General features: G+C 48.8%; 10 protein-coding genes. 1 reads left to right on the top strand and 9 read right to left on the bottom strand.

The window, feature by feature from the left end; translation table 11 throughout:
• Position 1: 1 nt before the first annotated feature.
• The 5 genes from DYD21_RS10545 to DYD21_RS10565 all read right to left on the bottom strand — a co-directional run bounded on the left by DYD21_RS10545 (position 2) and on the right by DYD21_RS10565 (position 6,902).
• Positions 2-1,096: a DegT/DnrJ/EryC1/StrS aminotransferase family protein gene (locus DYD21_RS10545; RefSeq protein ID WP_116036261.1), complete on the bottom strand. Its 1,095-nt coding sequence runs from the start codon at positions 1,094-1,096 to the stop codon at positions 2-4.
• Positions 1,097-1,229: 133 nt separating this feature from the next.
• On the bottom strand, positions 1,230-1,928 hold the full coding sequence (locus tag DYD21_RS10550) for an acyltransferase (RefSeq protein ID WP_116036264.1): 699 nt from the start codon (positions 1,926-1,928) through the stop codon (positions 1,230-1,232).
• A gap of 110 nt (positions 1,929-2,038) precedes the next feature.
• The gene (locus tag DYD21_RS10555; protein WP_116036266.1) at positions 2,039-2,992 is read right to left on the bottom strand and encodes a Gfo/Idh/MocA family protein; all 954 of its coding nucleotides are present in this window, start codon (positions 2,990-2,992) and stop codon (positions 2,039-2,041) included.
• Between the two features lie 506 nt (positions 2,993-3,498).
• Positions 3,499-4,032, bottom strand: coding sequence for a hypothetical protein (locus tag DYD21_RS10560; RefSeq protein ID WP_116036269.1), 534 nt, complete (start codon positions 4,030-4,032; stop codon positions 3,499-3,501).
• Between the two features lie 464 nt (positions 4,033-4,496).
• On the bottom strand, positions 4,497-6,902 hold the full coding sequence (locus tag DYD21_RS10565; RefSeq protein ID WP_116036272.1) for a polysaccharide biosynthesis tyrosine autokinase: 2,406 nt from the start codon (positions 6,900-6,902) through the stop codon (positions 4,497-4,499).
• 171 nt (positions 6,903-7,073) lie between these two features.
• On the opposite strand from DYD21_RS10565, the gene DYD21_RS10570 reads away from it, so the two are divergent.
• Positions 7,074-7,766: an IS4 family transposase gene (locus DYD21_RS10570; protein ID WP_116036274.1), complete on the top strand. Its 693-nt coding sequence runs from the start codon at positions 7,074-7,076 to the stop codon at positions 7,764-7,766.
• Positions 7,767-8,027: 261 nt separating this feature from the next.
• On the opposite strand, the gene DYD21_RS10575 is transcribed toward DYD21_RS10570, so the two are convergent.
• From DYD21_RS10575 to DYD21_RS10590, 4 genes are all read right to left on the bottom strand, one after another.
• Positions 8,028-9,896, bottom strand: a complete 1,869-nt coding sequence (locus DYD21_RS10575) for a hypothetical protein (RefSeq protein WP_116036277.1) — start codon at positions 9,894-9,896, stop codon at positions 8,028-8,030.
• Positions 9,889-15,627, bottom strand: a complete 5,739-nt coding sequence (locus DYD21_RS10580; protein ID WP_116036279.1) for a hypothetical protein — start codon at positions 15,625-15,627, stop codon at positions 9,889-9,891. Before DYD21_RS10580 ends, DYD21_RS10575 begins: the two co-directional genes overlap by 8 nt.
• A gap of 143 nt (positions 15,628-15,770) precedes the next feature.
• A complete protein-coding gene (locus DYD21_RS10585) occupies positions 15,771-19,256 on the bottom strand; it encodes a hypothetical protein (RefSeq protein WP_116036282.1) in 3,486 nt (1,161 codons plus the stop codon).
• Positions 19,253-22,705 carry a DUF6603 domain-containing protein gene (locus DYD21_RS10590; protein WP_116036284.1) on the bottom strand — a complete coding sequence of 1,151 codons (3,453 nt, stop codon included), beginning with the start codon at positions 22,703-22,705 and terminating at the stop codon, positions 19,253-19,255. The genes DYD21_RS10585 and DYD21_RS10590 overlap by 4 nt, the downstream gene beginning before the upstream one ends.
• Positions 22,706-22,743 lie beyond the last annotated feature (38 nt).

A 22,743-nucleotide genomic window follows, 5' to 3' on the forward strand; every position in this document is an offset into this window, starting at 1 on the left:
TTCATAGTAATTCAATCAATTTTGTAGCTATTTCCTTCTGCTCATCCTCGCTGAGGAATGGATGCATCGGTAAACTTAACACTTCACGAGAAGCCTTCTCAGATTCGGGGAAGTCACCATACTCATGTCCCAGGTGTTCGAATACAGGCTGTTCATGAAAACACTTCGGGTAGTAGACGCCAATCGGAATTCCTGACTCTTTCATGCCGGCAACGATTTCGTCCCGCCTCCCTTCATCCACGCGGATGGTGTACTGGGCGTAGACGTGGGTGTTGCCATTCAAAACTTTCGGTGTGGTGCAGTGTTCTTTTAACAATTCGCTGTAGCGGGCGCCAATATCGCCTCGTTTTTGTATTTCATCCGCAAACCCGGGCCACTTGCCTAAAATGACGGCCGCCTGCATGGAGTCGAACCGCCCGTTGGTGCCTACATGGGTGTGGTAGTGGCGCTTCACGCCGCCGTGGGTGCGGATGGCGCGGATGGTTTCGGCGAGGTCGTCATCGTCCGTAAACAGGGCCCCGCCGTCGCCATAGCAGCCGAGCGGCTTGGCCGGGAAGAACGAGGTGCTGCCCACCAGCGAGGCCCCGCAGCTTTTTTTACCGTTGCGGGTGGCGCCAAAACTCTGGGCGCCGTCTTCCATCACGGCAATGTCGTGCTTTTCGGCAATGGCGTTAATGGCTTCCATCTCCGGCATCTGTCCAAAGAGGCTGACGGGGATGATGGCTTTGGTGTTATCCGTGATGGCGGCTTCAATCTTTGAAGCGTCCATATTAAACGTATCGTGCTCAATATCTACAAAAACCGGCGTGGCACCCACCAGCATGATCACCTCCGCCGAACTGATCCACGAAAACGGAACCGTAATCACCTCATCGCCCGGCCCAACGCCCAGCGCCCGCAGGGCAATCTCCAGGGAGTGCGTACCGCTGCTGGTCGTAATGCAATGGCTCACCCCCACATAATCCGCCAGCGTCTCCTCCAGCTCATGCACTTCCGGGCCCATGATGTATTGGCCGTGTTCTAATACTTTGTGAATACGGGTATCAATTTCCGTTTTATATTTCTCGTACTGTGATTTTAAGTCAATAAATTCCATTTCGGAGTCCTAATTAAGTTCGTTTTGGTGAACCACTAAGGTCACAAAGATATCCACAAAGGACACAGTGTATATTGTTTTTCTTTGTGCGTCTTTGTGCATTCCTTTGTGTACCTCTGTGGTTAACCCCCACCTATTTAAATTCATCGTAAGTTTTTGATCCGGATGAAAGATCCTCCGGCAGTGATTCTTCCTCATCCAGATCGAGGCATTTAAGCTGTTCTGCTTTTCCTGCACCTTGAACCCTGTGCCCTGTACCTTGTACTAACTGATACCTAAACCCACTTTCAGGACAGACCATGATGCCGTCCGGATCCGGATCAGAGAGATGATGCCCATGCCGACTCATCCACCCTTTCTGCTTTGCGGGGTTGCCGAGCATGAGGGCGTAATCGGGGACGTCTTTGGTCACTACTGCCCCTGCCCCGATAAATGCGTATCGTCCGATGGTGATGCCGGGCACCACCGTGGCGTTAGCGCCGATGCTGCAGCCTCTTCGGAAAAGAGTCTTTTCATACAGCGAATGGCGGTTCACCTGGCTTCGGGGGTTCGTGACGTTGGTCAGCACACAGCTCGGGCCGAGGAACACTTCATCCTCCAGCTCGCAGCCGGTGTAAATCGAAACGTTGTTCTGCACCTTCACCCTGCTGCCGATCTTCACATCATTCGCCACAAACACATTCTGCCCAAACACACAGTTCTCGCCGATCTCTGTATTTTTAGAAATATGACAGAAGTGCCAAATCTTCGTGCCGCTGCCAATGGAGACGGGTTCGTCTACGTAGACGGATTCGTGAATTTTTACGTTATCGATGTTTGTGTTACGAGGCATATTTTTAATTTTTTTTTTAACCACAGAGGTTCACAAAGGTATCCACAAAGGACACAGTGTATATTATTTTTCTTTGTGTACCTCTGTGCATCCCTTTGTGTCCTCCGTGGTTAAACCCCCAGTTCTTCTATACTCGGATGCATTATTCCTTTCGGATTCTCCGTCAATTCCATAGTTCGTAGTTTATGCACCAATTCTATTGATGGTCGCGCGTCATCAATGCCAAAGCCGTTGCCATTTATGGTCTCCTCGTATACTTTTGTGTGCAGATCGGTGAAGCCGCCGCTGAACTCCAGCTCTTCGCCGTCCACGGTGATGGTGCGGTAGGTACGCTTGCCATCGCCGGCACTTGTGGGTATATCCTGCGGTTCAAGTGAGAGGTACCACTCCACATCGGCGTTCGGCAATTCGAGGAAACCGCCCATGCGGTTCTTTTCACGCACATACAGCTCTACGGTATCCGGGGCACCAAAAAGCCACATCAGCATATCAAAAAAGTGGATCCCGATGTTGGTACCGATTCCACCCGATTTTTCCATATTCCCCTTCCAGGAGTAGTGGTACCACAGCCCGCGCGAGGTGATGTAGGTCAGCTTAATCTTATGGCGTTTGCCGTTGTTCCGTGTAGCCAGCTTCTCTTTCAGCTCCACAATTGACGGGTGCACCCGAAGCTGCAGAATGGTCCACACCCGCTGCCCGTACTCCTCTTCCAGCTCCTGCAGTACATCCAGGTTCCAGGGGTTCAACACCAGTGGTTTTTCGCAGATGACGTCCGCATCCACACGCAGTGCCAGGCGGATGTGCGCATCATGCAGGTGATTAGGAGAACAAACCGTCAGGTAATGAATCGCATCGCCGTTCATGGCCCTCCTACACTTTTCCAGGTGGCGGTCGAACCGTTCTACCTCGGTAAAAAAGCTGGCGTCCGGGAAGAAGCTGTCAATAATCCCCACGGAGTCATGGGGATCAACGGCAGCCACCAGACGGTTTCCCGTGTCCTTAATCGCTTTCAAATGTCTCGGTGCAATGTACCCGGCCAACCCAGTCAATGCGAAGTTTTTCATGATGATTCGTAGTTTTGGTTAAATATTAAATACCTAAAGCCAAATTCTCTTTTCTAAAGTCTCTAAAGCAGTTTTCTATGGTACAAGGTACAGGGTGCCCCGGCATTTCCCGCAATTCTGCGGGACCAGAAAAACGCTGGCGCCGGGACTGCGAAATACACGCAGCAGGTAACCTTTAACATTTAACAGTGACAGCGTTTCAACATTCAACTTTCATTTTTAAAACTCATCACTAAACACTAATCACTCAAAACTTTCAGACTCTGCCAGGATATCGGCGAACTGCCACGAGGGTTGGGACTGCGATCCGAGTCGGAGGCAATTCCAACGAAGTAGATACTCGCAGCACGCCTTCAAACTCTGGCAGGTCCTTATCTACAATCAACAACTAAAACTAAACCCTAAAAACTCAAAAACCGCACGCTTTAAGGTCTTAGGGCCAAACCCTGATCCCTGTACCCTGCCGGGGCTTTTCCGGTCCCGGCGAATGCCGGGGAACCTTGCACCTACAATCTATCAACAATTAAAAACCCTGTTGCGACGGCTGTTAATACCGGAGCAATGACGCGAACATAGTCGACGAAGGCGGCGCGGCGTTTGACTTCCAGGCTGATGATTTCGTCGTTGCTGAGTCGGTACCTTCGCAGTTCTGCCGGGTAGGGTTCGTTGTAGCGGAAGCGGAAGTTCTGTACGGTTTCCTCCCCCGTCTCGTGGTCGTATCGCGAGATGTTTACCTCCAAGCGCATTTTGGACCAATCAAGCGTCGTTTCTCCGGTCCGGAAGCCGATCGGGCCACGTGCGTAGGATATCAGCTCATGGGCGCGGGTGCCGCGCGGCACCACATAGCGACCGGGCGCGCTCACATCCCCCCATACATTCACCGAATCCGCGAGCTGTCCCGGCTCAGCAATCCGCACAATCCCCTCCGCCAGTCGAAACATTTGCGACGTCGGTACTTCACGCTGCTGGGCGGTTGTATTTTCGACAGTGTATAGACTGGTCACGATTAAAAGCAGTACAAGAAATAAAGTCTGTTTCATTTTTAGGGGATTGGGGAATTAGTTTATATGTGAATTAGGGAATTTGGGTATTGGGTATAAAATTTCATTTTATGTGGCGGCGTTACATGGAATTTTGTTATATCGACTGCTTTTATACGCCGCCCTTTCTACTAAAAAGTTAACCTGTCATTCTGAGTAAGCCGAGCAGCCGAATGGCTGAGAGGCGCATCGAAGAATCTCCCTGTAATGGGGATTAGTTTATTTGTGAATTTGGTGATTAGTTTATTAAGGAATTTGGGTATTGGGTATTGGGTTTCATTTATTCCTTTGTGCAACTTCGCGCATACCTCCGTGTCCTCTGTGGTTAATACAGAATGCTTGCAGGACCATGCTCTTCGGTCATCGGTCCTCCGTCCCCGGTCATCTCATAACTCATCACTAAAAACCGGACGCTTACAGGACCACGCAAAAGCGCGTGGACGCTGTCAGGTCCTCATAACTCACTAAGCCTTTTCCTTATGATATTCATCATACGCTTCATAGGCGTAATAGTAGTTGTCGTTTCCGTAGTAATAGTCGGAGCTCTTATGGTGGTCGAAGCCTAAGAGCACGGTGCCAAGGATGTTTGCGTGAATTCGCTCCAGGTTCCCCAGGGTGTGTTCCAGCTGGGTCTCTTTGGTCTTGTTAAACCTGGCCGCTACAACAATACCATCTGCCAGGCGCATCATCGGCGCGGCGTCAGTAATAATTCCGTACGGGGCCGTATCAATCAGAATATGGTCGTATCGTTCTTTCAGTTCAATAATCAGCTTTCTAAGAGCTTCACTCTGATTAATGGCTGCCGGGTTGGGCGTCTTCGTCCCGGCCATCAGCAGATCGATACCGGGTGCGGCAGACGGTTTAATTGCCTCTTCAAGCGTAACATCCTCAAACAAGACTTCTATCAAACCGGGGCGTTGAGATTCCTTCCAGAGAATATGCAGTTTCGGGCGCCTGAGGTCAAGGTCTACTATGAGCACTTTTTTACCCGCTTCGGTCAAGGCCACAGCTAAGTTGCTAACAATTGTGGTTTTCCCCTCGCCCTGCGCAGAACTGGTTACAAGGATGGTCTGAAATTTCTCATCCGGCTGCGAGTAGACAATATTGTTATGCAATCGCCGGAACGATTCCGCCACCGGAGAGATGCGATCCACGAGCGTCAGTATGGTTGAAGATACCTTCCGGCCATCTGCTACGGGAATGGTATCATCCCCTTTAAATTTCTCTTTAACCACTTTTTTAATATCAGGGATCACCGACAGTACCGGGTAGTTCAGTTTTCTCATTTTTTCAGTGCCGTCAATTACTTTGATGAGGGCCTCACGTCCAAACGCATATCCCATACCCACAACGCCGCCAAGCAGCAGGCCGATCAGGCCGATCATACGGGTTCGCGGCTCCACCGGTCTTCCCGGCATCATCCCGTAATCCACCGGCCGGCCGAGGCCAAACTGTGTCTGCTCCCAGAACGCGGTTTCGGCGTACTGGTCGGATACGGTAAGGAAAAGCTGTTCATTTATTTGCACGTCACGCTGCAGGCGGGCAAATTCTACCATATTCTGCGGCAGATTTTCAAAAAACCGGTTCTCCTCGGTCAGCCGCTCGTCTAGTACTTCCTGCTGCGCCTCGTGCTGGCTTTTTTCCACATTCAGTTCAATCAGGCGGGTCCGGAGATCCAGCAATCGCCCTGCAATACCGCCATCGCTGCTCCTCAGAAACGTGAGGTACTCTTCCGACTCATCCACCAGCCGTGATGCCACGCGGTTAATTTCTTCCTTCAGCATCGCAATATTATTGTTGATTTGTACCAACTGGGGCTCCCGCTCAGGGTTCTCCCGTAGTCCGGGATTGCGGTTGAGCAGCAGCATTCGCTCGGTCTCCAGTTCGGCAAGCTGAAACTGAAGTCGCTCCATGCTTGAGCCTACACCCTCGGCAAACTGCTGGGCCAGGCCGGGGCGGATCTCATCAATCTGCCGTTCGTAGTTTTCAATCGCCGTATTGATTGCCACAAGACGGGTACGCACCTGTTGCTTTTGACTTTCAAGTTCTGAAATACGTGTAATCAGCTGCTGGGTCTGTCCGTCCACAGCCACGATGCCGGAGCGGTCCATAAATTGTTTCAGCTGCTCCTCCTTTTCCCGAAGGTTTTCCTCAATCTGCCGCCGTTCGTCCTCCAGGAACCTCATCGCAGAGTTGGCCGCCATCCTGTTCTGGTCTGTAGAAAGTTCAGAATAAGAATTAATTGCCTCGTCCACCATCCACTGTGCTTCCATCGGCGAGTAACTGCGGAAGCGGATTTCGACCACTTCCGTGTCGCGGTCAACTCTGCCATACGAGATATTATTCCGTATCCGCGTCGCAACTGCACCGGCACTCACTACCGTTGAATCGATTGGATATTCTTGCCAGAGTACCGGAAACCGCTGGCCGTTTTCCATCAGGTCCTGCTGCATCACTTTATCGGCCAGCATGTTAGACATCCGCCGTGAGCGCATAATCTGCAGCTCATTGCCCAGCGTGCTGCCCATACCAAAACCGTAGGTAGCGCTCAGAAGCTCAGACAGATCGCCCCCTATCTGTCCCCGGCTGCTCTGCGATTCGGTAATCAGCAGCGTGCCATTGCTTTCGTATACCGGGATAGTATTATAGGCGTAGGCGAGGGCACCTATCGTAAAGAGCAACGTAATGCCGATCACAGCCCACTTGCGCCGCATGAGTACGGCAAAGAGATGTTTCAGGTCAATTTCGTCGTCCGGTGAGTGCCCGCGATCCCCACGCCCCTGCTGGCTGCCATTTGAATAATAGCCCCTGTTCCCATTATTGCTGCCACTGCGGTAGTTTGATGAAGGGTCGACATTGTTGTCTGACATATAAATTCCCCGATAAAGTAAGCCTCAGATTCTTGAAGAAAGAAAAAGTAAATAAAGTTCAGAAACAAAAATTTCACTCACCATTCCCAAAAATTAGGTAAATATAATGCATTGCTTTTAAAGGTTTCGGAGAAGCCATTTGGAATTGCAACATAAAGTGGACAATCGTTTATGCATTCATGTGTCTCCACCCTACCAACCGGCCGGTGGATTTGCTCCGGTACGATCGTTGTGGATGACAGGGGCTATTTTGATTTCGGGCTGCTTGCTACCCGCATCGAGGACGAAAATTACTTCGTGACCCGGATGAAGTCCAATACAGTGTATGAGTCGATTGGCGAATGTGACCTTCCCGAGGAGGAAGACCAGCACATTCTAAAAGATGAACGTATTTATTTAACCGGGACAGCGGCCATAGAGGCGGGAATTGATCAGATTCTCTTGCGACGGGTGGCCATCTATAAAGCCGATGAGAACAAAATCATTGTCGTGATTACCAACAATAAGCAATGGTCGGCAGCCACAATTGGCGACTTATACAAACGGCGGTGGCAAATCGAGATCTTCTTTAAGCTCATCAAGCAAAACCTGCAAATAAAAACGTTTTTAGGCACCAGCGAGAACGCTTGTAAGTCTCAGATCTACGTTGCCATGATTGTATACTTGCTGCTGGAACTCATTCGCCGGTCGATCAGCAAAGTCTATCACTGCTTTGGACACTTTGTGACGCTCATACGAGTATGCCTGACGCAGTATAATCGTCTGGAATACATCACCAGCGAAATTCAGATTACTGTACAAAAAGCCAAAAAGAAGCATAAGCCACCACCGGATACCACCCAACAATCGCTGGCGCTCGGGTAGTTTTTATTTTAGAATCTTGTAAATTATATGCGTTTAACGAAAGTCAACGTACTTTCTATGTCAATCTCAGAAAATGTTCGGACAGGAGTGACTATATATAGATTATTGGGCTAAATAATTGAATTGGTGATATGATAAAAACTACTCTGATGAGACATCTTATTTTTATACTCAATCTTTAATTTATCACGTAGGATTCTAACTTTATTTGCAACCATCATCTATCAATTTAATAAATTCTTTGGTCGTTCTGTTTTAATCCTAAATTTCAGATTCTGAATCTTTCTTTTCCACCGGGACGATCTGATCGAACGCCAGACCGCTATGTCCCTCTCCGCGTCCTGTTTTTTTCCTGATACCCAGCCAGTTAAACACTTTTCCGTTATACCACCGAGTTCGCTGGAAAGCTTTGTGAATTTTGACACCGGCTCTTGGGATCTCTTCTTCATGAATATAATATGGGATCTTTTTCTCTTGGTCCAACCCTTCGCGTAGCAGCGAAGTCCGAGGTTTAATCTTCTTCGGTATTTTAGGATCATTTTTCAAAATCCTCGGCATAGCCGCACGCTGCAATTCAATCTCCCTCTGGCTTTCGTTTTTGTGAACCGGGATAAAAGGAATCCACTGTTCCGGGACAGAATTCACAACCTGATACCGGATATTGGCGTTGGATCCAATCTCTTCGGTCGGTTCAGAGGAGTTTTCCAGATCCGTCAACTGCTGCAGTTTATTTCTGATCTCATGTCCGGCCTCCCGTCCGGCTTTACTTTTACCAGTCATAAGCGGGATCTTCGACTCAACGCCCCACACCATATTGGCAATCTCATCGCGTAGTAAATAAACTTCTTCCAGCGGTTTGCCCTCCAGCACTTTTCGGGCAACCGGCAATACTGACAGTCCCGTGTCGGCCGGAACTTCCTCGCTGCCTCTGATACTGTGAGTATACATATTCCAGCGATGCCAGTCTTCATTCGATCCCGATCCAGCGGCTTCTATCCACGTTTTTTCTCCGAATGAATTGGTGACCGTCAACCCCCTGACGTTCCCGAGGCTCCCCACCGGCAGGGTAAATGGAACCAGGAACCAATCGTTGGAATAAACCAGAAAGAAATCAAGCAGGAGCAACTTGTTCAGATCAGTTGTATCGGGCTTTACGAAGCCGATATTGGTTTTCCAGTTTTCCATGGTCCACCAGCGCGGATGGGGCATGCCGCCGAATGTGACGGATGTGGGAATAAATGTTCGCGTGATGCTTCCCTCCGGGTCTTCACCGGATGAATCGATGTCACCAAGCGATGTCGTCTCGTTGTCCAAATCCAAGTTATACCAGTCAAGGTGACCGTGATAGTACTCGTCGGCAGTAAGCACCCTTTCTTCTTCGCCTTTCGGGGCCGAACAGGCAAATTGATGTTCCAGATACGACGGTTGCCAGGACGGATTCTCTTTATCCTGCTCGTGCGATTGGTAATACAGCCGTTCATACCACTCCATGAATTTATCTGCAGCAACATCAATTTCCGGTTTTTGAGCATCCCCTACACCTTCGATATCGTGATAGGAAGGTAGGCCGGGATTGTCTTTCAGAAACCGGTAAAAACGGTATCCGTCCATACAGCGTCCGGCTACGGCTGTAACTTTCTGCCAGGTTTTAACATGAGCACAGATATGGGCATCGGACTCGCTCTCCGAATCCGGCTGAACAATTTGGTAGTTATCGATATATTCCTGCTTCAAGTCAGAATCTATCCGGTTTATCCATTTCAGCCACTGCCTTCCCATTAACAAGCGGATGTCGAGGGCGATATCTTTTGATCCCTGCCGGAAAGGTATTTGTTGATGTTCGACTTTAACCTCCAGTGGAATATCTTTTTCTATCGCCGTAGCGGGAGCATCACCGGCCTTATACTTGGTAAGGGAGGTCGTCTCCATATGAGCTTTAGCCAGTACGGGTGATCCCGCATCATCACCTATAAACTCCCCCATCTGCCACTGTTTGGATACCATCCACAACGCATCGCGGACCTCTGCCTTCAATGCGCGGTCAAAATCTTCGCGGCGCGGTCGTCCTTCGAGACGATTCCAAAGTGTCAATGTTGGTATATAGCTGTTTATCTTATTTAGTTTAGCCATTGTCTTCAGGATTTTCTGTTTCCAGGTTGGCTTTTATTCCATAGTTTAAAAACATCGTGACCGGGTGAACCGTCATCGTCGCAATGGTGGCGGGCAGGAACCGTGTGTATCCTGTTCGATCGATCTGGTCGGGTTCTACAGCCCGCAGTTTCGCAAGATCGAGGGTTTCGTGAAGCGACTCAACGATTTCTTTCCACGTCCACTCCCCAGTAAATGCCGATGGAGTGACCATCAGCATCGTCTGCGGCGGTTCGCAGTTGGGACGATCGTAATGAAAAGTCAACCCGCTGGTTTCATCTTTAGCGGGAATTACTTCGGTCCACTCATCGACCATCAACCCGCATTGTGATTCGGACGGATTAAATCCGGGCATATAGGCTGTATATAAAAGTTTGTCGCTTTCAATTTCCAAGTCGGACGGGTATGAGAGTCCCAGCCAGCTATCGTTTTCGATATAGGGCAGTTGCACCGGCGTCAGGTTTAGCGTCTGATCTTTTATGCCCTCTGCTGTCATAACAAGGCTTTCCCAAGCGCTCAGTTTTTCACGAACCCTGGCTACTCCGTATAGCCAGTCATCCACGGGAAAGTCGTTCGATTGTTCATTTATCTGATAATCCAGCAGCTGATCCGGGTCTTTAAGAAAATTTTGCAGTTCTGTTTCATGGTCGGCCCCAAACCAAAATTCCGGTACCATCACAAAATCGTCACCCAGCATCAATCTTGCGGCTTCGGTCAGCTTATTTATTTTTTCATCGGTTGCCGCTACTTCTTCCGCTTCCTGTTTCAGGTTATCTACCTCGGCCAAATCTTCCGACACCGACTTATGCAGTCTGACAGCCTGCTTCAGTATATCTTCAGAAAGTATAACCACCTGCTTTTCATCTTCATCCGTTTCAAGCGGCATATGGTCGAAAGAGTTCAACCCAATTTTTAAATTAATAACGGCCTCTAACAGATCAGATATGTTGGCGTGGCTGTCGGTCAGGAAGTTCTGTAATTCTGTGTATTTGTCGTCGAAATCGTCCTTTTTATCATCGACGTTGGTTTTAAGATCGGTTAAGGATGAGACCGTTCCTGTGTACTGCGTACTGATTACCCGCTCGGCTTTGAGCAGGATTTCAATTTTCTCATCGTCATCCACGGCTACCGGCAACCGATTGTTAACCAAATCGTCGTATGTGTCAAGCTTCTCATTCCACCGTTTTTTGTATTTTACCACTTCTTCATACACCGTGTTGTAAACCGCACGCTTACGATCATAGACATGTCCAAATCCTGCACCCGGCAGTCCGAATCTGCCAAGCCGACTTAGATGATCTATAAATTCGTCTGATATGATATCAAAATTCGCTAAAATAGCAGATTTGTTTCCCATCGTCACCTCCAGATCTTCTTCGTCAATCAAAGCATCCAGCTTATCGATAACATTAGCTTTCAGATCATCCAGAATATTCTCCAGGGAATCCTTTACCAGTGTAATTCGGTTTGTATCGATGCTGGCCGCAGCATCCTGTTCTTCACTCGCTTCGTTCTGCAGCATTACGTCGGTGGGCCGCAACGGACGTGAAGAAACGATCAACGTTCTCAGATCAGAAACTATCGAAGCAATCTCAAAAAAGGTAACTTTGTTTTCGACCAACTGTGTATAATTGATTTCAATAACCGCATGCGGGGGCAGGCCGAATTCCCTGTATGCAGCCTGCAAAATATACTCATCCAGAGCGGTAAGGTTCTTCTCGCTTTCGACACTTAGCATATACAGCAGATCGATCGGTACCAACCCCAAATCATCCATGGAGAGTGTTTCTTCGACATCTGCGCCGGCAATATCGTCATCTTTATAATCAGGAATACGATAGGTGATCACACAACTGATATCCGAAACGGAGGGTAATACATTCTCCAGCCAGGCATTGACGGCGGGTTCCGCCTTACTCCTCGGGTTTACACCCGAAGCGGGATCGATGCCGGAAGGCAGATGCACGCCAAAGCGATGGGTAAGGGTTGTACCGCTGCCTGGCGACTGAACGACATCCGGCAACTGGGGATAGTCGCCTTTGCTATAGGCATCCAAGGCCCCGCCGGCACGGTCGTAATTGCCCTGTACCACCTGATGAACGCTCTCAGCCATCGCCACATCGGCAATCGCATCCCGGATATTCATAAGCCGCTGCACTTCTGCGTTGATGGCATCTTCTTCATCGGACGAAGCCGATTTCAGCTCGACGGGTCTGTCTTCAAACGGAAAGCCGAACGGATAAATCTCATTTCCGGTCTTCTTGACATGCTCCAGCAAAGACAATCCGTCAACGACATTCCGGGCTTCTATTTTCCCGACCGCCCGGTCTTCATCCAGCTCGTCTTCATCTTCCCCGACCGCGGTCGATTCCATCCGGTTTGAAATCAGCGGAAACACCTTGCGAAGCTCATAAATATAGACATCCAGTTCTTCATCGTTGTTATCATGCAGCCCCCGTTCAAGCTGGTATCCCAGCAGTGCGCCCAGGCTTTGTCCCTCCTGCATGCCTTCGATGATCTCCATCGCCATCCGGACCCGTTCGGACGACAGATTTACTTTAAATATCTCTTTCTCCAACTCCGAGGCGTTTGATATATAGGCATTTCGCAATACCGCTGCCGTAAGTCCGTGGTTGATAGACGGGGCAAGAACATATCCCGCGTTGGTATCGTCTTTTGTAATATCATTTTTTCCTTCAGGATCAAAGAAATCCCTTAAATCGGGATCCGGCTCGTACGGTGTAAGCGTTTTTTCTTTCGGCCTCAAGTCTTCGACAAATCCGTACGCGCCAAGGTATATCCCCTCTTTTGCATTCTCATCGTTGTTTTCGCTGCCAAAGCGCATCGCGTGAAGCTGAAGATGCAGAAAACCCAGCATCCAGGCATCCAGCCGGTAAGAGCAGCAGTCCAGATGTTCTGCGAAACAGCGTTCCAGCCGCGCCGTCGGCACATCCTTAAGTCGTTCGAGCGCTGCAACTACTTCGTGCAACTGTCCAGATTGCGGGGTGACGACGTTCGTTTTCAGCAGCTCGGAAATATGATCGGCGATCATGGTATCACCGGCTATTCGGTCTTCTTTCCTGTAGATAAGATCCCACTTACTCTGTAGCTCGGCCTTGTTAGCTTCTACATCGATGAAATTGGTATCGATCCTGGCGAACGCCGCTTCGGATCGGTTCAGAATTTCGGCATTGCGATAGAGATTCAGACTGGTGTTTCCGAACTCGAGATTAAGGGCGTGGCGAAGCATATCGTATAGCAACGCATCGGGCTTCTTATTATCGGCAAATCCGCGTTGATTTCTGATATTGCGATGATTTTCCCTGGCGTTCTCAATCAGCCACTCAATATAGTTCTGGCCGGTTTCCGTATAGGCACGAATCGTGTTCGTTTCACTGAGCGGATTGTCGTCAATCATCGGTTTTTCCACATCCTCCTGTGCGGTAAGAAAAAGCTTTTCCAGGATGGGGATCTGCGGATCCTCTTTCATATCGTGGTTGTATCCCAGATCCTCCAGGAGCTGAATACCGCGGGCTTTATAAAACGTTTCAAAAAATTCTGCCAGCTGCTTGATGAGATCATCCGATTGGCCCTTAAGCTTCAATGAATTAATATGCTGCAGAAAACTTTGTGCAACGCGCCGGTCAAATTCTACAGAGGTGGCGTGCAGACCCAGAGCCTGCAGCAGGAGCTGGTGGGCATCTCCCTCCTTACCGACGTAGGCCACCTGTTTGACAAGATCTTCCCAGTCCGTTCTGACTTTCTGAGAAATTGAGTACATATCCTGCAGTACCGGGATGTGATCGGAATAGTCCCTAGCAAAAGAGGTGCGCGGCTGATCCAGCCATTTCAGATCACTTATCGTACTTACCGGCAATATGCCATAGGGCTGATCGCCAACCCGGATAGATGGAAACCGGCCGCGGCCACGGACATGATTAATCAGGAACCAGCGGGTCAAATCCCGTTCCCACTCGTTCGTTGTGGGGGTTACCATACTCTCCAAAAAATATCCGATGGTGGCATTCCACAGGGCCGTATTCATATCCGAGGCCTCACGCTGATCGGTCTGATAATAATTTTCGACGAGCTTCAACGAAGCTTCATCTATGTCGATTCCCAGCAATTCCGCCAGCCAGCGTCCGTCGCGTTTTTCGCTTCTTTCATGCGGATCGTCTTCATTCGTCTCTTCAAAATACCTCTCATAGGCCTCCTCGGCGTCTTCGGATTCGGAATACCCGGAGCCATCGTCTTCGGTATTGTTCGTTGGAGTACCCTGGGGCAGTATCGAAAACCCGTTGTCTCCGTAATGATGATTACGAATCAAATTTTCCAGTTCGGCTTTGCCCTGCTGTTCGTCGGCGGCAATTTTAACTCCCAGCACAAATAGACGGTCGAAACCGCGGTCGTATTGCTCTTTAGTGAGATCAACTTTGAATCCCAATCCCATATCGACGGCTTCATCAAAATTGAACAGCCACTTGGTTTCGGCCTGCCCCGACAGATATTCTATATATTTGACCGCTTTTTCGTCGTCGGACAGTTCATCAAACTCATCACCGTATACATCACGCAACAGAGCATCGACATCGTCGCGGGTATCGGGTCCCACAATCAGAGGATCCGGAATGCGCTCTCCCAGCTCATTTATAACGGGTTCACTGTTGTCGCCATGGAAGCCGAGCAACACAAATTTTTCCGGAAAGGTCGAGACTTTAGCCGCCTGCGCCCATGCCGTCAGCTTTGTGTCGGTATTCTCCGTTTTTGGGAAGTGCAAAAATGCCACCGAAATATCATCGGACGTCACATCTTCGCTCGGCTCTTCCAGATCGATATTCTGGGGTTTATACTGTTCGGTAAGCCGACTGGCTGCTTCATCATCTATTGCCAGCGCATCTGTTAACTGTTCAAACGCTTCGTCCTTCGCACCGGCATCGTCTCCGGCAAGCAGGATGTTCTGCCAATATTGACTCAAGGCGTCCCGAACTTCGGTAGCCGGTAGCTCCTCCGTGGGTACCACCAGCAGAATATCCGACTCGGTATTGCGTTTCGGTTTTTTATCATTATTGTTTTGTTCGGTATTGACCGGTTTATATTGCTGGGTAAGCCAGTACGACCGGCCCGCATTAAAAAATCCCATCAGTTTACGCCAGGCTCCGATCTCCTTCTCCTTCACATAAGATCTGATGGCATCGTTACCGGGCTTACCCGCTTTCCATATAGAGATCCAGTAATTTTTGATCTGCTGTAGCTCGCTTTCGGATAGGGTTTCGTCAAATGTGTCAATGGAACATTCATCGGGAAAAATACGCACCCAGAGCTGGTGCTGAAGATCGCCGGATTCCCCGTTGGTTTTTTTGAAACGGGTTTCCAGCCGCACAGGTAAAAGCAGCAGCGGATATTCATCGGAGAGTTTATCCATGTTATTCCGCGGGTCGGCAAAAGGCTGAAACTCTTCAAACAGCGAGGCCTTCTGTCCCAGCGTATCTGCCAGCTGGGATTTGCCTCGGGAAATCACCTGTTTCAGTTCCCGCTCCCGGTCCAGCAGAGCCTCGAATTCATTGCTTTCTTCGCCTTTACTGCGTTTGACACTTTTTTTCCGAATTTCCAGTTTTTTCAGGCGTTCCTTTGCATGGAAAACATCCTTCTTTTCGCTTTCCACCTGGATTCGAACATCCCGGATCTGTTGTTGCAGTGGATTGAATTCGGGCATTTCTGTCAGGTTAAGTTTAAATGTTCATAAACATTAGCAAGTATCTGTTTCGCCCCACCCTGTTCCCATTCCAAAAACGCGAAATATAAACAGATACTAATCATTGGATATCAGTTACATGATGCAAAAAAAATACATTCGGCTTATTCATCGATATCAGGCAGCATTTCAGTAGCGTGAATCGCCACCAACACCGGAACCTGGTATAGGATATAGGCCAGTTCGGCCGAGCTCATCTCTTTATTCCATTCAATATGTAGATCTTCACTCTGCTGCTCTTTTTTCACGCTTCCATCTTCCAGGATCTGGTTGACCGTAATAGTTGGCGTATCGCCACTTATATCTATAAACCCTTCGCCTGAATCGATATCGATCCAGCCGAGATCATTCCACACTTCCAATTTTCCATCTTCCATATGGCTTTCATCACCAGCACCCAGGCCAAATCGCGGCTCACCCGGACGCTCTTTGATTACGAAAAACCAGCCGGGATCATCCCAGGTAATGCCCTCTCCGGCACATCGTTCGTCAACCGGCTCGCTCTCCTTGCCAGTTCCTCCTTTTGCTTCACACACAGTCAGGTCAAATCCAAAAAAGTAGATATCGGGTTCAACTTTTGCCTCATACAACGGAGATTTCAATACTGTTCTCGGTGGATTTCCCTGCTCCTCTTCCGACAGCGGACGGAGGTCGCGTTCTTTTGTGGGATCGATGGCATCTGAGTCTCCGTTAAGTACGTGCTCTCCGTCCTCATCTTTCCACACGGCCCGCTGCGCGTAAATGACGGCATTAGGATATTTTTTCAACAGTTCGCCACGGATAACCAGTACAACTTCCTCATCTTCTCCCTCTGCTTCGCGATGATCGTGATCACCCAGGTCGGAATATTTCGACCAGCGATGAAGCTGGGGAATATCTTTCAGTTTCTCCTTTAGCTCCTCCTCCGTGAGGTCTTCGGAATCGAAATAGCCTCGGGCTTCCCAGAACTGACGGAAATAGCTGCCTCTCTGATCTGTGGGATATTCGCGCCACAACAGCTCCCGGGCGAATTCGTGGTTCAGTCCAACCATATAAGATTCGATAAATTTCTGATTTGTCTCCAGAATAGAGATGCTATTTTGCGCTATGTGGTTGATATTGGGCAGAAACAGTTCGGAGGATTGATCAACCAGCGGTTTATACATCGGCAGGTCAATTTCAGGATAGGCCATCGCCTCTACAAATTCTTCTTTAAGCTGGTCCCTGATCCTGTCGGGAATGATCACACTTCCCCACACCCAACGCGGGATTGTAATCTCCGGGTCAAGCGACTCAAACATGACATCATTGACCAAAGATATATCGAGGGCTGGTTTCGGCTGTGACTGACTCTGCCTGACCGACTCTTCGACGAAGGTATAGGCATCTTTAAGCGCCTTTTTGAACCGCCCGGCTTCTTCGCTGTCTTCTGTACCGCGGGAAGGGGTGAAATTTTCCTCCGGCGTGGAAATCCTGAAATCGGGACTCCGTGGCAGATCGTCCACCGCTTCCGGCGTCTGGTTTTCTTCCAGGACCGACTCAGCAGCCGATTGTTGCTTACTCCATGTACTAAAACGCCTGTACAGGTACACCATTGCGGCTGCAAAAACTATCCCCACAGAGTAAAACGTTGTGCCAGGATTCACAAAGATCAAAATAATAAATAATAATATCGCCAGGAGCAGGGGAAACCATTTCATCCAGGGATATTCCGACAGGAGGTCGATAACAAACCCGGGTACGTTTTTGGGTCTTGTCTCTTCATACAAATCTTTGGGAGTGAGAATCTCGGGAGGCGTTTCCCGTTCGGGGGCTGCACTCACTTCACCTTTGTTAATCCGGTCGAGCAGGTTGTCCGGTGTAATATCATCATCGAACGGCAGCCGCTTCATAAGTGTGCCACGCGGACGGGTAAATTTGCGCATCGATACCGAGAGTGCTGCCCGCGGGATTCGGCTCCGGTTCACTTGGTGATAGATAGTATGACGGTTGTGCGTTACGGTTCCGTTTTCCTGAAATTCAAAATCATGGGTAACCCTTTTATGCAGTGGAGCCGCCAACATCGCCCACTTTTCGGGACGTTGTTCTTTTATAGTTTTCATATGGCTTTGATGCCAGATGTAAGTGGTCTCTTTCGCCAATTGAGCACCCCGGATTTTTTTGTTCGACTCCAGCACGTCGCCTATCTGCTCCCATGCGGCTTTCATGTAATCTTCCTGGTTCTCCTGCACTATTTTTGTACCAAATCCCGATGCCACTCTCCACCGGGGATCAAGGTTGAGCTCGTGGATCCAGTTGTTATTGGGAGAGATGTCGCTGCCTTCACGCTCTTTCAACAGTCGTTTGGCAAGCGCATGCCAGCGACCATATAGCGGAGCAGTAATCAAGGGGTCCGGATTGTGTTCGATATCGTAATCCGTATCTGGATCAATTTCCGTTACCTCATCGCCGAGAGATACTTCTGTAATTCCAGAATCCTTATTCGCCTGCCCGGCGTCAACCACTTCATAGCTGTCTGTCAAATTAATGAATGCAGCGAGATCTTCCTGAAAGGGATGCGGGTACGATTCGGTGCCGTTCAGCGTTGCCCACTTCCGGTATTTTTCAACAACGGCAAATTCTTCGGGCGAATAAAAAATATCCGGTATTCTCAATGCCCCGCCCAGCTTCAGAATTCCATCCAGTTTCTGCTCTTCACTCACCTCGGAATCATCTCTTATTCCCTCGATGTTGGCCCCCGGCTTCTGCACATCCATGTCGCGAAGACCAACTCGGCTGTCCACCGGCTGGGGTTCCAGCAGCCGCACCAGGTACTCAAAATCGCCTACCGTTCCTGTGCGGAAATAATAGCGGTGGTAATACGGAAGTTCATCCGGGTTCGCGTCGTTCCACGCCATTTCATCGGCATTCGCATCGAACGGGTCTTTACCTACTCCGGCCCGCCTTCCACTTTCAAAAACCGGTACCAGAAAGGCGTGATATGCGGTATTGGCCTCCAGTTTCCTGGGACACATAATGCGGGAATATGCCATGTCCGGGTCTTCATCAAGTACGCTGGCCAACTGCTCTTGGATCGCTTCTGCGTCCTCCGACAGGAACGTCTCGTCGATTACAGTCTTGTTTACATGCACGTGCGCCCAGGCCCAAAGCTGATCGGCCGAAGGGAATTTCGCCCTCGCTTCCGGCCGGATATAAGGCAGCGGCCTTTCTTTGATATTCTTACCGTCTTTAAACTCATCTTCTTTTAACACCACGAGCATTATCCAGGGCAATAATCGGTGTTCCTGAGGTTTCACCGGCGAATATCTCCACGGCATATCCTCATCATAGAATTCGATAAACGGTAGATAATTGGGCTCAAAATTGGTGATCCTATTTCCGGGTTCCATCCGTATAATCGCTTTCGAAGCGATACCCGTAATATCACCGGGGCCGTAAATTTCTATATCCTTCTTTATGGGCGGCCGTGTTTCAGAACCGTTGTCAAGGGTCTCACCGACAAGCGTTAGTTCAACCGGAATGGTGGCCCGGTTACCAGACTGTCCCTCTATCTGGTTGGCAATACCTTGGCGTACCCATGGTAAAAACGAATATGTAGCCATCGTACTCATGCTGCGGTATTGATTTCGGTATTGGGAATCACATGTAATTGATCGGCGAATTTTGCATCGTTATGAATTTTTTGCTCCATAAATTCCTTCGCTTTGGCCTGGCTTGTAAATGACTTGACCGTTCCATTTTCCCCCATGGGTTTGTTATCGGTATTGAACGCCACAGAATACTCATGTGGTTTAACTTCTATAACTTCATCAAAAGGCTGCATCCGTTTTTTATGCTGGTTCGAGAGTACCGATTTGCGTACCGCGCTACCGGCCAAAAAGTGTTGGTGGAGCGCTTCATGGAGGAAGCTGAATCCGTTTGCAAAGAAACTGAAGAAGGGTTTTATAAACCGCTTATAATAACTGTCGATAATGATCGATTCGTAACGGATGACCCGCTTCACGGCCTGGCTGGTTTTAATTTGTTCTCCTTCCACCGCTACTTCCACTCCGCCGTTAAGCGGTTCAAAAGCGGCGCTGGAGAGGCGGCCGGAGTCTTCGATATCCTTATACTGACCGATCGCAAACTGTTCTTCAATGTCCGACACCACCATATTACCGCCCCCGTTCACGGCGGCTTTAAGCTTCAGTTTATTCACATCCGAAGGACGCTGGTTTCCTACTTTGTCCATATTGAAATTCAGAGGTACTTTACGCTGGCTGATGCGCAGAGTGCCTATCGGATGGAGGACCAGTTGATCTTCAAACGATTCGCCCAGTTCTCTGAGCGAAACCAACGTGCTACTGCTTTCCGGCAACCAGGCCTCCCAGTTGGTGAGGGCGTTCAACTCTTTTTCGATCAGGGGGAATACGGCTATCGGGTCGAGCTTGGTATCCTCATCTTTACCCCAAGTGTGGCTGAACGGTACCTTGATTTTGAAAAACAGCAGGCTGATTTTTCCCTTCCCCTCGATATACCAGGGAGTCGGTCCTTCCAGTATTCCGCTGAACCCGACGCTGAACATTCCAACCCCGAATACCTTGACGGACAGACTGATGGAAAGGGAGAAGCTGAAGAAGAACGGATCGAACTGGAACAGGGCGTCGAAAGCAAGGAATCCTTCTATTTTAAATTCTGACACTCCAAAAAACAGCTCGGCCCGGGCACCGAACTGCACTGTGTTAGACGTTACAGCGAAGTACGCATCAATGCGTACTTTGGCATTGGATTCATTCAATATTATAGCTGAAATCCGGGTAGGTTCCGGGAACGGCAGAGGCGGCGGTTTGTACCGGGGATGAAAGCCGCCGACACTCACCACAAAATTAGCATTGTTGCCCCAGTTAACCAACAGGCCCATTCCCCCTTCAAGCGTGATGAACAAAACCCTAGAATCAAACAATACTGCATAGAACCACAGCCGTTCGTTAGAAGGCTCGATCCGGCCGATAAAGTTCACCTGCAGGCGCAGTACATCCGCTTTTTCGTCCGGAAGTATAACTTTAACAACACCCAGAATGGTGATATCCACATTCGGGAGCTCTAGTATAATTCCGATTGAAATATCTATCAGGGTTGGAGTTCCCCACCCGATTTTTGCCATGGGTCCCACCAGGAAGGCGTCATTTTGAGGAGGAAAAAACTTTCTCAGATCACTGATAATACGGGGCGCATTCTCGACCACATCTTTGGGAAACATAATGCTTTCCACTGATCCCGTCCGAATGCCATCTTTCAGTGATTCAATACTCACTATGCGGTTGATACCCAGTAGGCCTCCAACACCATTCAGGGTAAATCCGAACCCGAGCTGGATACCCGTACCGAACTCCACCGTAATGATGATGAGCATCGAGAATCCCCTCGAACCGTCGGGCATTTTAGTCGTGATCAGTCCGATCGCCTTGAGGGCGATCCAGTCGCTGAAAACCAACTCCAAGGCGCCCGCATACTCTTCGCGGTCGAAATCAAAGAATAGATACCCGCCGCCTTTCACCGGTCCGGCATCCACCGCAAGACCCACACCGTTGGGTGGTTTGAAGGTGAAGGTCAGGTTTAGGGGTCCCAGATTGCCACTTTGATCGTCGGGGAAATCAATTCCAAGTTGAGCTCCCATCCGTTCAACAACACCAGTGACAGGCCCAAGTTTTGTAGTAATGTCAACTGAGGTCTCAAAATTAATCGGAGAATCGTCAGTTGAGATGGTACCACCTAGGTGAAAAGTGTTTAACTGTATAACCCCTAAATCAATGTATGTAGGTATCGAAATTTCGATACCACCACTTCCGTGAAACTGCATACCTGTGCTTGGCTGCCATTGTCCTCCAAGATCAAAATCGCTTTCTAAATTAATTTCACCAAGGATGGATTGTATAAAACCATCTCCGGAAGAACTGCCTATTTGCAGTTTTGCCCCTTTTAGTTCTATTGTGGCAAAGGGTTCTAGTGCGGCTTTACTATCAGCATTTACAATAGAATTTATGCCGATCGTCAATCCGATTCGTTGTAATCCCAGTTCAAGTAGTCCCGGCTCTGCCAGCAATACTATTCGCCTATCCGGGTATTCTGCTTTAAACCCGCCGCTGACATCCATTTCTACCGACCCCGACAGGAGATCGAAATCGACGTTCAGGGGAGGTGCCAACTGAATGGATAAGCCAGAATTAAAACGGGCAGCAACTTTTAATACCAGAGACCATAAATCACTTAGTCGATATGTTTGCTCAAAATCTTCGACTGCTGGTAATCGTAACCTGGCATCGAGCCCCGGTGGTGATTTCGAACTAAGTACAGACAATCTGAATAGATAGGCTTCTAAAAACGGATCTAACCCTGACGTTTCTACAATTATAGAATCTACATCGGTTTTTTCGAGGAAATTTTTAATTCTAGGAAATAACTGAGAGCCATCAAAATCAGGTTTGCCGAAATCAAATACATCTATCATGTAATTTTCCGGATCCGAAACCAGTGTTTTAATATTATCGAAGTTTATAGCCCGATGCTGATACGGGGGTTGCAAGGAATCTGAACTATTAGGTTCTACTTTGTAATCATCTATTAATCCCAGTACTCCGAGTGTAGCTACGGTTCCACTTGATTTTGTTTTGAAGTATTCGATAATCAGAAAATCCAGTAGTCGGCGAGCCAGATGTTCCGTAAATGCCGAGAGTTGATTTTTCTCATCCGTTGAAAGACCACTCGATGATGAAATTGAGTCAATAGAATCGGCAAATTTATCTATTGAACTAATGATATCTGCAAATGTGTTGGTAAGCTTCATAGATGTGATTAACATCTGCTCGGTATCCTCATCATCTATTGCATTCACCAACGTTTCTATATCGTCAGGTAAGCTCGATAAACTGGCAGCCATGTTACTACTTTCTGAAATAACAGGGGATGCCTCTGCGATAACGGGCGGGAGTTGTAAGCCGAGTTCGGAAATCAGACCAACAAATCCTGCTTCTTCCAGTCTATTTTTTAATGGCAGTAGCGAGATTCCTAATTCGCGTGCCAATATTGATAGTGTACTTGTTTCGGACACAATATAACTCC

The organism is Rhodohalobacter sp. SW132, assembly GCF_003390325.1.
Lineage (GTDB): Bacteria > Bacteroidota > Rhodothermia > Balneolales > Balneolaceae > SW132.

Coding starts and splice junctions, on each gene's coding strand:
- DYD21_RS10545 (WP_116036261.1), bottom strand. CDS start 1,096: ATGGAATTTATTGACTTAAAATCACAGTACGAGAAATATAAAACGGAA.
- DYD21_RS10550 (WP_116036264.1), bottom strand. CDS start 1,928: ATGCCTCGTAACACAAACATCGATAACGTAAAAATTCACGAATCCGTC.
- DYD21_RS10555 (WP_116036266.1), bottom strand. CDS start 2,992: ATGAAAAACTTCGCATTGACTGGGTTGGCCGGGTACATTGCACCGAGA.
- DYD21_RS10560 (WP_116036269.1), bottom strand. CDS start 4,032: ATGAAACAGACTTTATTTCTTGTACTGCTTTTAATCGTGACCAGTCTA.
- DYD21_RS10565 (WP_116036272.1), bottom strand. CDS start 6,902: ATGTCAGACAACAATGTCGACCCTTCATCAAACTACCGCAGTGGCAGC.
- DYD21_RS10570 (WP_116036274.1), top strand. CDS start 7,074: ATGCATTCATGTGTCTCCACCCTACCAACCGGCCGGTGGATTTGCTCC.
- DYD21_RS10575 (WP_116036277.1), bottom strand. CDS start 9,896: ATGGCTAAACTAAATAAGATAAACAGCTATATACCAACATTGACACTT.
- DYD21_RS10580 (WP_116036279.1), bottom strand. CDS start 15,627: ATGCCCGAATTCAATCCACTGCAACAACAGATCCGGGATGTTCGAATC.
- DYD21_RS10585 (WP_116036282.1), bottom strand. CDS start 19,256: ATGAGTACGATGGCTACATATTCGTTTTTACCATGGGTACGCCAAGGT.